12 protein-coding genes are annotated in these 13,233 nt (G+C 56.0%); 8 read left to right on the top strand and 4 right to left on the bottom strand.

Annotation, left to right across the window (positions count from 1 at the left end; genetic code table 11):
* Positions 1-344: 344 nt before the first annotated feature.
* Positions 345-656: a hypothetical protein gene (locus H7F31_RS14280; protein ID WP_146200444.1), complete on the bottom strand. Its 312-nt coding sequence runs from the start codon at positions 654-656 to the stop codon at positions 345-347.
* Between the two features lie 248 nt (positions 657-904).
* On the opposite strand from H7F31_RS14280, the gene H7F31_RS14275 reads away from it, so the two are divergent.
* From H7F31_RS14275 to H7F31_RS14250, 6 genes are read left to right on the top strand one after another with little or no spacing between them, the layout of a single operon-like run.
* Positions 905-2,278 (top strand): YheC/YheD family endospore coat-associated protein, encoded by a 1,374-nt coding sequence (locus H7F31_RS14275; RefSeq protein ID WP_187104721.1) that lies wholly within the window; start codon positions 905-907, stop codon positions 2,276-2,278.
* Positions 2,279-2,296: 18 nt separating this feature from the next.
* Positions 2,297-3,496, top strand: coding sequence for a YheC/YheD family endospore coat-associated protein (locus H7F31_RS14270; protein ID WP_187104720.1), 1,200 nt, complete (start codon positions 2,297-2,299; stop codon positions 3,494-3,496).
* Between the two features lie 34 nt (positions 3,497-3,530).
* Positions 3,531-4,907, top strand: coding sequence for a YheC/YheD family endospore coat-associated protein (locus H7F31_RS14265; RefSeq protein WP_187104719.1), 1,377 nt, complete (start codon positions 3,531-3,533; stop codon positions 4,905-4,907).
* Positions 4,904-6,064 carry a YheC/YheD family endospore coat-associated protein gene (locus H7F31_RS14260; protein ID WP_397374463.1) on the top strand — a complete coding sequence of 387 codons (1,161 nt, stop codon included), beginning with the start codon at positions 4,904-4,906 and terminating at the stop codon, positions 6,062-6,064. The genes H7F31_RS14265 and H7F31_RS14260 overlap by 4 nt, the downstream gene beginning before the upstream one ends.
* Position 6,065: 1 nt before the next feature.
* Positions 6,066-6,563: a GNAT family N-acetyltransferase gene (locus H7F31_RS14255; RefSeq protein WP_187104718.1), complete on the top strand. Its 498-nt coding sequence runs from the start codon at positions 6,066-6,068 to the stop codon at positions 6,561-6,563.
* The gene (locus tag H7F31_RS14250; RefSeq protein ID WP_187104717.1) at positions 6,520-7,761 is read left to right on the top strand and encodes a YheC/YheD family endospore coat-associated protein; all 1,242 of its coding nucleotides are present in this window, start codon (positions 6,520-6,522) and stop codon (positions 7,759-7,761) included. Before H7F31_RS14255 ends, H7F31_RS14250 begins: the two co-directional genes overlap by 44 nt.
* Positions 7,762-7,983: 222 nt before the next feature.
* On the opposite strand, the gene H7F31_RS14245 is transcribed toward H7F31_RS14250, so the two are convergent.
* Positions 7,984-8,670, bottom strand: a complete 687-nt coding sequence (locus tag H7F31_RS14245; RefSeq protein ID WP_261800419.1) for an HAD family hydrolase — start codon at positions 8,668-8,670, stop codon at positions 7,984-7,986.
* 220 nt (positions 8,671-8,890) lie between these two features.
* Between H7F31_RS14245 and asd the strand changes: the two genes are divergently transcribed.
* The gene (gene asd, locus H7F31_RS14240; RefSeq protein WP_187105352.1) at positions 8,891-9,679 is read left to right on the top strand and encodes an archaetidylserine decarboxylase; all 789 of its coding nucleotides are present in this window, start codon (positions 8,891-8,893) and stop codon (positions 9,677-9,679) included.
* Positions 9,680-9,892: 213 nt separating this feature from the next.
* On the opposite strand, the gene H7F31_RS14235 is transcribed toward asd, so the two are convergent.
* Positions 9,893-10,795, bottom strand: coding sequence for a YihY/virulence factor BrkB family protein (locus H7F31_RS14235; RefSeq protein ID WP_187104716.1), 903 nt, complete (start codon positions 10,793-10,795; stop codon positions 9,893-9,895).
* A gap of 69 nt (positions 10,796-10,864) precedes the next feature.
* Complete coding sequence (locus H7F31_RS14230; protein WP_187104715.1) at positions 10,865-11,650, bottom strand: helix-turn-helix domain-containing protein; 786 nt, start codon at positions 11,648-11,650, stop codon at positions 10,865-10,867.
* Positions 11,651-11,828: 178 nt separating this feature from the next.
* On the opposite strand from H7F31_RS14230, the gene H7F31_RS14225 reads away from it, so the two are divergent.
* The gene (locus H7F31_RS14225; protein ID WP_187104714.1) at positions 11,829-13,127 is read left to right on the top strand and encodes an aminotransferase class I/II-fold pyridoxal phosphate-dependent enzyme; all 1,299 of its coding nucleotides are present in this window, start codon (positions 11,829-11,831) and stop codon (positions 13,125-13,127) included.
* The last annotated feature ends 106 nt before the right edge of the window (positions 13,128-13,233 follow it).

Below are 13,233 nucleotides of genomic sequence, written 5' to 3'. Positions count from 1 at the left end.
ATTTCCGTTATTGTTGCTCCCATTCATTTCTTGCCGGACACTTGCCTCAATTTCACCTTTGCACAATTAATAGACCGCCTCATACACGACCTTATAGGCATCACCATAGCGAAAATAGCTCCATTCCCCCCCAATAGTGCCTTGCCTGTCCGGTAGATTTGTTTGAGGTTAAAATCGGCCAAATATCGTCGCTGGTGTCTGTTAGGATTTTTCAATCGATTTCTCACAAGTCTTGGAGTTGCATCATTTCCATTACAACGAAAGGACCTCATCCCCCACTTTACAGTGGAATTCGAGGTCCTATCACGTATAAATCGGGACGTTCCCATAGCTTGTAACCCGCGTCAATGGCCGCGTATTTTGCGCGCCTTCTTCTCGACCTGGCGATTCACGAAGTTTATGGCGGCCTGCTCTCTGCGCAGCACCTTGGCTCGCTTGACGTGGGACAGCGCCTCCCGCTTCTCCTCCGTCAGCAGCAGCATATTCGCGTTAGCCGCGATAATGACGATCGCGAACGCCAGCCACATGAACCAGAATACGCCGCCTGCCCCTCCCCATTCCGCAGAATCGACTGCCGCGAAAGCATAGAACAGCATACCCGCCGCAATGAGAATATACATGAAGTGCTTCAGCTTCCCTTTGCCCTTTTTCTTCACCTTCTCATTCCCCCTCACATGAAAGTACTTCAAGCCATAGGCTCGTCCAACAACACCGCAGCGCTTCCGTCATTCACGTACCTTGTCCGCGTTTCCTTGCAGTAAGCAGTATATGCCGGCATCTCGTTCCTTATGACTGGGGCAATCACACACAAGACGCACGGTTCATATGATGAATTAGTTCGTGCATTCACCCATAGGCCCACGCCTCTAATCGCAATTGCTCCTGGTTTGGAAGGAGAATCGAAATGATTAAAACGAAAGTTGCCATACAGGTGACGAGCTCCGGCACGCTGCCGGAGGATACGGTCATGTTAGGCGATGCCTATGTGAAGCTATGGAAAATACCGGTCGGGCAGCATGTGCCGCTGAAATTCGGCGCGTTCCGCCAATCGCTCAAAATCATCCCGTCCGCGAAAACGGACGGAATACGTATCAGTCCAGCGCTTGCCGAACGAATGGGACTCCCCACTGCCGGACGAACGCAGCTCAGGTTCAACTACCGCTCCGGCACGATCTCCATCGGACCACTGATCGGCGTGCTTATCAGCCGCGACTTCCCCGGTACGCCGGATAAGCCGTTCGGCACGATAACCATGTTCTGCCGAGAGCTCGTCGAAGCGTGCAAGGCGCAAGGCGCCCACGTCTACTTCTTCACGCCGGGCTCGCTGTCCGGCGGCTCGGCAAGCTCTGTCTTGGGCTGGACGTATGCCGGGGGCTGGAGACAGACCCGCATGCCGGCGCCGGATATCGTGAACAACAGGCTTACCTCCAGGAAGCTGGAGAACGCCGCCAACGTGCAGCATTTTCTAAGCGAGGCGAAACGGCTGTACGGAACCGCGGTATTCAATGAAAAGTTTCTCGACAAACCCGAGGTGTTCGACGCGCTCCAGAAGGACGCCGATCTTCACCGCTACTTGCCGGAATCCTATCTGCTGCGCAATTACGCCACCTTCAAAAAAATGTGCGAGCGGTACAGCCACGTCTTCCTGAAGCCTGCCCGCGGCAGCCTGGGAAAGGGCATTATCCGCGTCTCCCATCTGGAAGGCGAGAGCTACCAAGCCCTCCATGCGATGAGCGCCGGCTCCAAGCGGGCGGTCTATCCCACCTTGCCTAAGCTGTATGCCTCCATCTCCGCCAAGATGAAGACAGCACGCTACCAGATTCAACAAGGCTTGCATTTGATCGAGTTTCAGAAGCGCCCCGTCGACTTCCGCGCGCTTGTTCAAAAAAACAGCGCCGGCAAGTGGATCATTACCTCCATCGTCGCCCGTACGGCAGGGAACCAGCAATTCGTCTCCAATCTTGCGCGCGGCGGCTCGCTCAGCACCGTCAGCGCGGCCGTGGCCAAAAGCAACCTGAGCACCAGCGTCAGCCGGCTGGAATCCGTCAAGCGGCTCCGACTCGCGGCTCTGCATATCGCGCAAGGAATCGACACCCATATTCCCGCACACTTCGGAGAGCTGGGTATCGACCTGGCGCTGGACACCAGCGGCAAAGTATGGCTGCTGGAGGTCAATTCCAAGCCATCCAAGAACGACAACACCCCGCTGAACGAAGGCAAGATTCGGCCTTCCGTCCGAATGATGATTCAATATGCCCGGCATCTGTCGGGATTCTAGACAAAGGAGGCAGCAGCCATGCCGCACAGCAAGATCGTATTGGGCATTATGGCAGCCTCGCTCAAAGGGGCGCGGCCGGATTCGCCTGGCACCTTGCTCCCTCCGGAGCCCCGGCTTAGCCGCAGCTTAAGCGTCGCCTCGCAAACGCTCGACATCGACGTATACGTATTCTCTCCCGAAGGCTTCGATCCCGCCTCGGGATCGCTCTTCGGCTGCCGGTATGCTAACGGAGCCTGGAAGCTTGAGCTTGTCCCGCTGCCTGATGTCGTCTATGACCGCAGCTTCCCCAAAACGGCGGAGAGCCGGAGACGCTGCTCGGCCGTACTCGGCGCCATGAGCGAGCGGAAACACCATGAACGCTTGAACGGTTCGTTGCCCTCGAAGCTGCGCGTTTACGAAAGTCTTCGCGATAACTCCGCGATCGCTCCTTATTTGCCGGCAACGGCACCTTATCGATCGATCGCCCAGCTCGAACGTCTTCTGCCGGATCTTCCGCGCGGCGTCGTGCTGAAGCCAGCCGCAGGCATGCAAGGCAGAGGTTTCCTTCATATCGAAGTCCCGCCGCTAAAGCCGGATGCGCTGATCGTGCGAGGCAGGACACGAAACAACATGCCGTTCAAGGAAAGCTTCAAGGACTTCCAGAAGCTCGGCGCCTGGCTCCAATCCTTTATGGGAAGCTCGCCTTTCCTGCTCCAGCCCTATCTCCCGCTCCGAACGTTCGACGATCGTCCTTACGATATTCGCGTTCTGCTGCAGAAGGATGCCTCCGGAGAATGGCAAGTATCCGGTTCCGCAGCCAGGCTGGGCCGTCGCGACTCCATGACCTCCAACCTGCACGGAGGCGGCATCGCGGTTACTGCAGCCGATACGCTGGGAGCCAACTTCACGCCTTCCAAAGCGGAGCATCTGCTTCGCAAAATCCATGCCTTGAGCGGGCAAGTCGCGCTCCGGCTGGAGGAGAGCTTCGGCCGCTTCGGAGAGCTTGCCTTCGACTTCGGCCTCGAGCCGAGCGGCAAGCTTTGGCTGCTGGAGACGAACGCCAAGCCGGGCAGAGAAGCCTTCCGGCAAGCCGGCGACAAGCAAGCCGCCGGGCTTGCAGTGACCAGACTGCTGCAGTATGCGCGTTACTTGACAAGCCGCAACGCCCCTGCCTTGACGACAGCCGGCGAATCCGCCAAGGACCGCCTTTCCCGCCCGCAATCGAAATCTCGGCCATGAGGCAATGGTCTTGAAAAGTTCAGGAGGTTCATCCATGAGTTTGACAACTTGCAACGTCCACTTCTCTCAAGCATCCGATAAGATCGTTTACGTCTCCAGACCGCTCATGGGGCAGCTCAGGCTGTCCGGCAAGAAGTCGATTCTTCTCCGGCTGGGAGGCGAGACGATCGCCGCCGCGATCAAGCCGCTGAAGCGAGCCGGCAACCACTTGTATCTATCCGCGGGGGTACGTCAATCGATCCGGATTCCGAAGCCCGGCAATGTCTTCGTGCAAGCAAACGGCGAAAACGAAATTCAGCTGGGGCCGCTTGTCGGCATACTGACGGATATGATCCACTCTTCGGAGGGGTATCCCTTCGGCACCCGCTCCGGCTTCATCAAACAGGTTATTCGCTCCGGCGACCGCAAAGCATTCATGTTCGGCTTTACGCCCGGCGACATCAATTGGCAGCAGGAGACGGTCAACGGCTACTTCCTGAACCCCCAGGGGGGCTGGTATCGCCGCATCGTGCCGCTGCCCGACGTCATCTATAACCGGCTGCCCAACCGAAAGGCGGAGACTTCCGCTTATATCAGCGCTGTCCGGGAGCGGTTCGTAAAGCGCCAGATTCCGATCTTTAACTGGAGCTTCCTTAATAAAGCCGATGTCTACAAGCTGCTCGACAACGATCCCGAGGCGCTTGCCCATCTGCCGGAGTCCGTCCCTAATCCCTCTTCCGCCAAGATAAAGGAGCTGCTCGACAAACATAAATTTCTGTATTACAAACCGACCGGCGGCAGTCTGGGCATCGGCATCTACCGATTGACGTACCATCCGCGCAGAGGCTACTTCGTCCGTTACCGCCGCGGCAGCGAGAATGTGCTTGTCCGCTACAGCAGCTTCCAGACCATGATGCGGATGCTGCAGGCGCGGCTCGGCAGCCGAATGAGCAGCTATGTCGCCCAGCAGGGCATTCGGCTCATCGAGCTGGACCGATGCCCGATCGACTTCCGCTTCCACATGCACAAAAACGGGAGCAACCGCTGGATCGCGGCAGGCATAGGCGCCAAGAAGGCGGGCCGGGGCAGCGTCACGACCCACGTGAAGAACGGAGGCTCGCTCATGACGCCGAGCCAGGCGCTGGGACGGACGTTTGGCGACAATGCCGACATTATTCTCGACAAGGCCAGACGGGTCGCCGTCAAGCTGTCCGAAGCGATCGAGCGCAACTATCCGCATCGGTTGGGAGAGCTGGGACTCGATATCGGCATCGACAAGTCGGGCGAGGTATGGATGTTCGAGGCAAACGCAAAGCCGGGACGCTCCATCTTTAAGCTGCCCGCGCTGCGCTCCGAAGGGAAAGCCTCTGTTTCCTACATCGTCGATCACTGTCTATACTTGAGCCGCTTCCAGGGGGGAACAGGCCAATGAATATGCTGCCGCAAGAGGAGAAGGAGCACAAGGCCGCCGTACTGGGCAGGCCCGTGCCGGTGCTCGCGATCCTGACCGTCGACGAGCCGGGCGGCGGCTTTCGGGGCAATCGGAGCAACTTTGCCGATCTCATTCGCACCGGTCAAGCGATGGGATTCGTTGTGTATGTATTAACGGTCAAGGAGCTTCTGCTCCATCGCAACAAGCTGAGAGGATTCGTATTTCACAAGGAGATCGGGCAGTGGCAGAAGGCGCTGCTCCCGTTTCCCGACATTATCTACAACCGGATTCCGCAGCGGGAGGACGAGATGCAGCCTGCCGTCCGGCAGAAGATTCTGGACTGCCGCCGACATTCGCGGGTGACGCTGTTCAACCCTTCCTTCTTTAACAAATGGCAATTGTTCGAATGGCTTCGCAAGTCCAGCCGAACAAGACCCTACATCCCGACGACCAGACGCCTCGTTCAAGTCGGCGGACTGGGCAGACTGCTGCGCAAGCACGGCTATCTCTATCTGAAACCCGAGAGCGGCAAGGCCGGCAAAGGCATTATGACCGTCCGGGTCCATCATGAGAAACCGTTGCCGTACCGGCTCAAGATACAGGAAAACAAACGGAGCACCACCTATAACTGCTCCACGTTAGGAAAGCTGTGGACCCGCATCCAGAAACAAAGCGGCGGCGAGGCCTACATCGCCCAGCAAGGCATTGCGCTCGCTTCCTTTAAGGACCGCCGCTTCGATCTGCGCGCGCTCGTGCAGAAAAACCGGCTTGGCGTATGGGAGATGACAGGAATCGGCGCACGGCTTGCAGGCGCCTCCAGCATTACGACCCATGTCCCCCGCGGGGGGCAAATCGAGGATCCGGAGAAGCTGCTGACCTATTCATTCGATGCAGAGCGGGCTCATATGCTTTTACAGAAGGTAAAGCGCACGACTGTACTGATCGCCCGTCAGATCGAGCGGGCTTCGGGTCTGCGGCTCGGGGAGATGTCCATGGATCTGGGAGTGGACGGCGACGGCCACCTCTGGTTTTTCGAGGCGAATTCCAAGCCGATGAAATTCGACGAGCCGCATATCCGCCAGAAGTCGCTGGAGCGCATCTTCCAATACAGCGCTTATCTGGCTCGCAAAAAATCGAACAAAGCGGGAGGCGCTTAGCATGGAACTGCAGCTTCTGACACCGGAAATCTGGCGTGCGGAAAGGAGGAAGCTGCTTGGCTTCGTTCTACGCCATGGAGAGAGACGGATTACGGCCGCTTCCCTTCGCGCGCTAAGAGATGTGGAGCCACAATGGCTGGAGACGGACGGCAGCGGTCACGGCCAGGCTGTCATTGCCATAACGAAGCATGAAGGACGGTTAACCGGCCTCGGCTTCGCGGCGGGCGGGGGCGATGCCGGCTGCCTGCTCGTTGTCCATCCAAGGGCGAGAAGGCTTGGCGCGGGAACCGTGCTGATGAAAGCGATGATCGGCAGACTGGGCAGGCTGGTCTGTCATGTAGCCGCCGATAATGTGCCTAGCATGGCGCTATGCTTCCGGATCGGCATGAAAGCCGTGTCCATTCACAAGGGACCGACAGGCAAATCGACGCTCAGGTTCGAAAGGGGAATGCTGCATGACGCAGCCCGTACTGGGCATATTGACACTCTACCTCAATGATGCGGGCTCGCTCGAAGAACGGCGCTATTACGAACGGATGACGACGGAGGGACGGAAGCTTGGCTTGCAGGTATTTGTCTTCACGCCTCAGGACGTGAGCCTCTCCGGCGACCGAATTCGAGGTTTATTTTATCACCCCGGAACGGGACGGTGGACGAGGCGCTGGACCGGCTTCCCGACTCTCGTCTTCGATCGCTGCCGCATTCAGCAATCGCATCGGTACGACCAGCTGTTGAAATTCCGTTCGCGCTACGACGGCCTGACCTACTTGAACAAGCCGCTCCGCAACAAGTGGCAAATTCATAATCTGCTGTCGAAGGACAGCCGCTTCGGCTCCTACTTGCCCAAGACCCGTTATATCAACTCCGTGAACGACGTCCGGGAAATGCTGCGGTCGCATCCGCTGCTCTACTTAAAGCCGATTAACGGAACCGGCGGACGAGGCATTCTCAGGGTCGAACGGTTAAAGGACGGTTCGCTGACCGTGCAAGGCCGCGATAAAAATCGTAGAATCGTTTCTCCCCAGCGTATGAGCAGCGACAAGCTGGGGAGCTATCTCTCCAAGTGGAATCTGAAGGAAGTTCGGTACATCGCGCAGCAAGGCCTCCAGCTTAAACTGGCCAACGGCTGCGTGCATGATTACCGGCTGCTCGTCCAGAAGAACGGCGAAGGCAAGTGGACCGTGACCGGCTGCGCAGGTCGCATAGGCGCGCCGGGCAGCATTACGGCCAATCTCCATGGCGGAGGACGCGCGGTGAAGATGGATGGACTGCTGGAGCAATGGATCACGGACGCTGCCAAGCGAGAGGATGTAAAGCGGGAGGTCGCGGAATTCGGCGTCGGAATCGCCGCATATCTGGAACTGGTCTGCGGTGCCTTGTGCGAGCTGGCGATCGATCTGGCCATCGACAAGAGCGGGCGTATCTGGCTGATCGAGGTGAACCCGAAGCCAGCTCGGGAGGTATTTTTCCGTGCAGGCGAGACCGAAGTCTATCGGCAAGCCATCGTCAAGCCGCTGGAATACGCCCTCTGGCGGTCGAAGCAAAAGAAACGCAAGACGGCCTCCGCCGCTGCGGCTCGCGAAGCCGGCGATGCGGCGGATTCCTCTCCCGTCACCCCGGATCCGCCGCATGTAGACGAATTGCCGCCGCTTCCGGAAAAGCCGGTCAAATCCGAGAAAAAACGCCGTCGCCTTTAGGGCGGGTCTGAATACTCCGAGGGGAGCAGATTTTGCCGAATTTTCGTTCCATGCAAGGAACTTTTGTAAAGGCGTACCGGGGGTACGTCAAGCAAAAGTGACGAAGCAGGGGGCGGAAAGGCGGTGAAAGATGCCCCTGAGCGGGTTTTCAGACACGACCTAGAGTACGAAGCCCGTCAATCCCGATAATCGGGGGTGGCGGGCTGTTCCATGGTCCGGCTATTATTGCGGTTTGATGGCAAGCAGTTCCGGGAAGCTGCCGATGCGTTTGTCGGCGTCCGATAGCTCGGCGGCTTTGCCGTAGATCGCATAGGCGCATCCAACGGTGGTTAAGCCGTTCTTGCTTCCCGCTTCTACGTCGGAAGAACGATCCCCTACCATCCAGATATCCCTCGAGGAAGCAAGCCCATGATCCCGAAGCAGTTTCGCTACCAAATCCACTTTGCTTGCCGTGCCGTATTCGCCCGCGCTGTACAAGCCGTCGAACAAATGCGCGATTCCTTTGTGCTTGGCAATTTCCTTCACGTATGCTTCCAACCCGTTGCTGGCGACGAACAGCCTGCTGCCGCCTGCTTTGAGCGCCTCCAGTGTCTCTTTGACACCGGCGTACAGCCGGCCTTCACCCGCCGCAAGCCCCTCAAGCTCGTACTGAAGCAGAAGCACGTCGGCCCTGGCGCGCGCCTCCTCGCTTGAATCCGGCATCAGCCTACGCCATATATCCTCAAGCAGCATGCCGAGGCAGGCGAGCAATTCTTCCACCGGCGGCGCTTCTCCCTCGTACAGTCCTTCCTCCCGAAGCGTTTGGAACACGCGGCGATGGACGGAAACGAGCAGCGTATCCGTTTCGAACAGCGTTCCATCCATATCGAAGATTACGGCAACGGGGTTGCCGGAATTATTTTCTGTCAAGCTCTCCACACTCCTTTGTCTATTTATCAGCCTATCATACCGGATACTCCGATCAAACCGCAAGAACGCTTATGGCGTTCCGAAGTTAAACCCGTCGCTTCCGAAGTTGCGCTGAAGGTCTCCCGCTATTGATAAAATAGCCTGTTTATGTCACACTGTTTGGTGGACGGAAGGCCCGAAGCCTTGCCGCCATAGAAGGAAAGGACGTGACGTGACTGCTATGACCAAATGGCTCTTTAAGGCCATGACCGAGCTCTATTCGCGCAAGTGGATTTCCCGCATTACGGGCACGTTCGCGCAATCGTCCGCCAGCCGAGTCTTTATCCCCCGCTTCGCCAAGCTGTACGGCATAGCCGTGCACGAAGCCGAGAAGGAGCTCGGGCAGTACCGGACGCTCAACGAGTTTTTCACCCGCCGGCTGAAGCCAGGCTCCCGCGCCATACATCATGGCGATCGTAGTCTCGTCAGTCCGGTTGATGCTTTAATTACCGGAGCAGGCTCCATTAATCAAGGAACCATGCTAAGCGTCAAGGGACAAGATTACACCATCGAAGAATTGCTGGGCCGCACCCCTCGCGCGGCTAGTTATATGAACGGATATTATTACGTCCTATATTTGAGCCCTACCGATTACCATCGCATTCATTCCCCGATCGAAGGGGACGTCTTGGAGCGCGAGCACCTGAAGGGCAAGGTTTATCCCGTCAACGATTTCGGACTAACGGTCATGACGCGAGTGCTTAGCCGCAACGAACGGCTGGTTACATATATCAAGCACGGTGGCGGAGAGGTTGCCGTCGTAAAGGTAGGCGCCATGAACGTAAGCAGCATTCGATACGTCGAACCTCAGCGTAATCGTCTGGACAAAGGCGACGAGCTTGCTTACTTCGAGTTCGGCTCCACCGTTGTACTCCTGATGGAGGACGGCACCTATTCCCCTGACGGAGCGATTGGCGTAGGCGCCAAGGTAAGGATGGGGCAGCGATTAGGGGATCTGGCCAAAAAGTAAACACTTGTGAATATGAGAAAGCCTCAATCGAGGCCTTTCGAAGATGTGCGACCGCGTTCAGAGGTGGGTTTTATCGCCAATAAGAATTTCAGATCCAAGGCAAACGTGGAAACTTATAAATTCTTAAGTGGTAAAAAATAAAAGCGAGAGCAGTCAAGGACGATCCCCTTGCCATGCTATCGCTTTTTTGCTGCTCCAAGACAATACAGCCTTCTAGTATCCCGACTTCAGTTCAGTAGAGCGTTGTTCTTGCTTGCGGCTGCCATTGGGCAGCGCGATATCGGCAGAGGGCCGCGTTCGCCCGCCGGCAAGCGTAGCGTTGACCTCCCCGCCCAGAATGATAATGTTGGAGCTGATGTACAGCCAGACGAGCAGGACGATAATGCCGCCGATGCTTCCGTACGTTTTGGAATAGTTGCCGAAATTGTTAATGTAGAATTGGAACAGCAACGAGGTTGCAATCCAGCCAAAGGTCGCGAATAGAGCCCCCGGAACGGCAGCTTTGAACCGAATTTCGCGATTGGGCACAACCCAGTAGATCAGCGAGAATATAACAACCATGAACGAGATGGGAACGACGTATTTCAATATGCCCCAGATGAGTCCGAAGCCGATCGGGGAAGCAAACCAATCAAACAGAAATTCACCGATTACTTCACCGAAAATAAGCAATACAATCGCCAGCATTATGACAAGGGCCAGCACAAGCGTCGCCGCAAGCGAAATCGCTCTCAACTTCCAGAAAGGCCGGCTTTCTTCGACATCATAGGCTTTATTAACACCCTTTATGAGCGCATTCACGCCATTGGAGGCCGACCAGAGCGTCGCGATCATGCCGATCGATAGAAGAGTCCCCCTGCTATTGTCCGTTACCTCCTGCAGGATGCTTTCGACCGCTTCGCCCGTCTGCTCCGGCAGCAGGCGAATCAGCTCAGCGACGACACTGTCTCCGGACAACTGGACAAAACTCATCAGGCTCACCACAAAAATAAGAAACGGAAAAAAAGACAAAATAAAATAATAAGTAAGCTGCGCACCTATCGCAGGCACATCATCATCACGGAATCGGCAGTACAAGTCTTCGAAAAATTTAAACAGCTTTGAATCCTGTTTCATTGGCCTCACTCCTCTTATTTAGAAGTAAACAAGAGAAGCCCCGCCTTAAACAGGAGACATCCAAAACACTTATCGAATCTCCGAAGGACTTTTGCCCGTATATTGTTTGAATTGCCGGCTGAAGAAAAAAATATCCCGATAACCCAACGCGTCCGCTACCTCGGTTACGTTCATCCCGGCGTGCATAAGCAGATGCTTTGCCCGCTCGATGCGCATACGGATCATGTAGGACTGCACCGACATGCCGATCATCTCCTTGAACTTCATGGAGAAGTATCTCGGCGACAGCTGGGCTCTTGTCGACAGATCCTCCACGCGGTGCGCGATGCCGGGATTTTGCCGGATGTAGTTGGCAATCTCGTGAATGGCCTCCGTCAGCTGATTGCTCGCCTTCTTCTCCACTGGCACCTGAGTATCCGCGCGGAGCAGCTGGATTAGCAGCGACTTCAGCACCAGCCGCGCTTCCGTCTCGGCGGCGTACGTGCTAACGAGAAAGAGGCGGACATAACGGGATAACATATATTCGAAGTCGACCGTATCATACAGCATGCGATACCGTTTGGGAGTATGACGGATTTCGTCCTCCACCGCAAAGTGGATATAGGTAAGCACCAACGGCCGCTGCGGATGATGCGTGGCGCTCGTATAGTCGCCGGGACGGAACAGGAAGCAGCTTCCCTTGCCAACCTGATAATGGACTCCGTTTACCTCCACTTCGCCTTCGCCGCTCCACACATAAAACAGATCGAAGTTGGCCATCGGCTTCTCGCGCCTCGCCCAGCGCCAGCCAGGTTCGCATACGATTTTTGCAAAGGCCGGCAGCAGCTTGATCGAATCCGGCGAAATTTCAAGCATAATGATTCTCCTTCCCTAAAGCGGACAGCAATTATTTTCATTATAAAACAAGTTCGCCGGCAAGCAACGAAAAAAAAGCAGTATCTCATGGTTTAGCAATCGTAAAGATGGTATAATATCACGAACATTAGAATGTAACAGTACACAAATATTTTTTCGGAAGGATGGAATTCAAGCCATGAACCCACTGGCCCAGCAGTTAAATGAGACCTTGCAGAGAGAAATTCCGAACGTTTATGCGATGTTGTCCAATCTAGGCAAAAACATCTACTTTCCCAAAGAAGGTATTCTGAGCCAATCCGCCGAAGCCAAGTCGAAGGCAACCAAGTTCAACGCCACGATCGGCATTGCAACCGAGGGCGGACAGCCCATGCATCTCAAGCTCATTCAAGACACGCTTAGCGCCTACAATCCGAAAGATATATATGAATATGCGCCTCCTGCCGGCAAGCCGGAGCTGCGAACCGCCTGGCGCGCCAAAATGATTAAGGACAATCCGTCGCTGGAATCGAAGAGCTTCGGCAATCCCGTCGTGACGAACGCGCTCACGCACGGCCTCAGCATCATAGCCGATTTATTTGCAGATCCCGACGACGCCGTCATCATCCCGAATAAAAATTGGGAAAATTACGAGCTGACTTTCGGCGTCCGCCGCGGAGCGGCAATCGTGGAATACCCTTTGTACAATGAGGATATGCAATTTAACAGCGAAGGACTCCGGGAGGCGCTGCTCGCGCAGAAGGATAAAGGCAAAGCCATCGTGCTGCTTAACTTCCCTAATAACCCAACTGGTTATACGCCCGGGCCAAAAGAAGGCGATGCGATCGTGGCCGCAATCCTTGATGCGGCGGAAGCAGGCATCAACGTAGTTGCCGTTACAGACGATGCGTATTTCGGCCTGTTCTTCGAGGATTCGCTTCAAGAGTCGCTGTTCCCTAAGCTCGCCGGACTGCATGAACGCGTGCTGGCCGTCAAGGTCGACGGCGCAACGAAAGAAGAATTTGTATGGGGATTCCGCGTCGGTTTCATTACGTTCGCTTCGGAATCCGCAGCCGCGCTTGCCGCCCTGGAGCAGAAGACACTAGGAATCATTCGCGCTACTATTTCCAGCGGCCCGCATCCTTCCCAGACGTTCGTGCTCCGCGCGCTGCAATCGCCTGAATACGAGACGCAGAAAGCCGAGAAGTTCGAAATTATGAAACGCCGCGCCAACCGCGTCAAGTCGTTGCTCGACAGCGGCCGCTATGGCGATACGCTCCAGTACTATCCGTTCAACTCCGGCTACTTTATGTGCCTTAAGCTTGCCGGCGTCACGGCCGAAGCCGTTCGCTCGCATCTGCTTAACGAATACGGCATCGGCGCCATCGCGCTTGGGGAGACCGACCTTCGCGTCGCCTTCTCCTGCATCGAGGAAGAACATCTAGAAGAGCTGTTCGACATCATTTACAAGGCGGTTACGGAAGTCGCCGCGCACTAAATCGCATATTCATCATTCTCGCATTTGATAGAAACAAAGAAAGCGCAGGCTCAGGGGCCGAATGGCCCTCAAGCTTGCGCTTTTTTTTCGACGAACCTGTCCCGGC

Origin of the sequence: Paenibacillus sp. PAMC21692 (assembly GCF_014303795.1) — a bacterium.
Classification (GTDB): Bacteria; Bacillota; Bacilli; order Paenibacillales; family Paenibacillaceae; genus Pristimantibacillus; species Pristimantibacillus agaridevorans.
This window is presented reverse-complemented; position numbering and strand designations above follow the sequence as displayed.

Bases quoted from the DNA above. Each gene is read 5' to 3' on its own strand.
- H7F31_RS14275 (WP_187104721.1), top strand. From the start codon at position 905: ATGATTAAAACGAAAGTTGCCATACAGGTGACGAGCTCCGGCACGCTG.
- H7F31_RS14270 (WP_187104720.1), top strand. From the start codon at position 2,297: ATGCCGCACAGCAAGATCGTATTGGGCATTATGGCAGCCTCGCTCAAA.
- H7F31_RS14265 (WP_187104719.1), top strand. From the start codon at position 3,531: ATGAGTTTGACAACTTGCAACGTCCACTTCTCTCAAGCATCCGATAAG.
- H7F31_RS14260 (WP_397374463.1), top strand. From the start codon at position 4,904: ATGAATATGCTGCCGCAAGAGGAGAAGGAGCACAAGGCCGCCGTACTG.
- H7F31_RS14255 (WP_187104718.1), top strand. From the start codon at position 6,066: ATGGAACTGCAGCTTCTGACACCGGAAATCTGGCGTGCGGAAAGGAGG.
- H7F31_RS14250 (WP_187104717.1), top strand. From the start codon at position 6,520: ATGACGCAGCCCGTACTGGGCATATTGACACTCTACCTCAATGATGCG.
- asd (WP_187105352.1), top strand. From the start codon at position 8,891: ATGACCAAATGGCTCTTTAAGGCCATGACCGAGCTCTATTCGCGCAAG.
- H7F31_RS14235 (WP_187104716.1), bottom strand. From the start codon at position 10,795: ATGAAACAGGATTCAAAGCTGTTTAAATTTTTCGAAGACTTGTACTGC.
- H7F31_RS14230 (WP_187104715.1), bottom strand. From the start codon at position 11,650: ATGCTTGAAATTTCGCCGGATTCGATCAAGCTGCTGCCGGCCTTTGCA.
- H7F31_RS14225 (WP_187104714.1), top strand. From the start codon at position 11,829: ATGAACCCACTGGCCCAGCAGTTAAATGAGACCTTGCAGAGAGAAATT.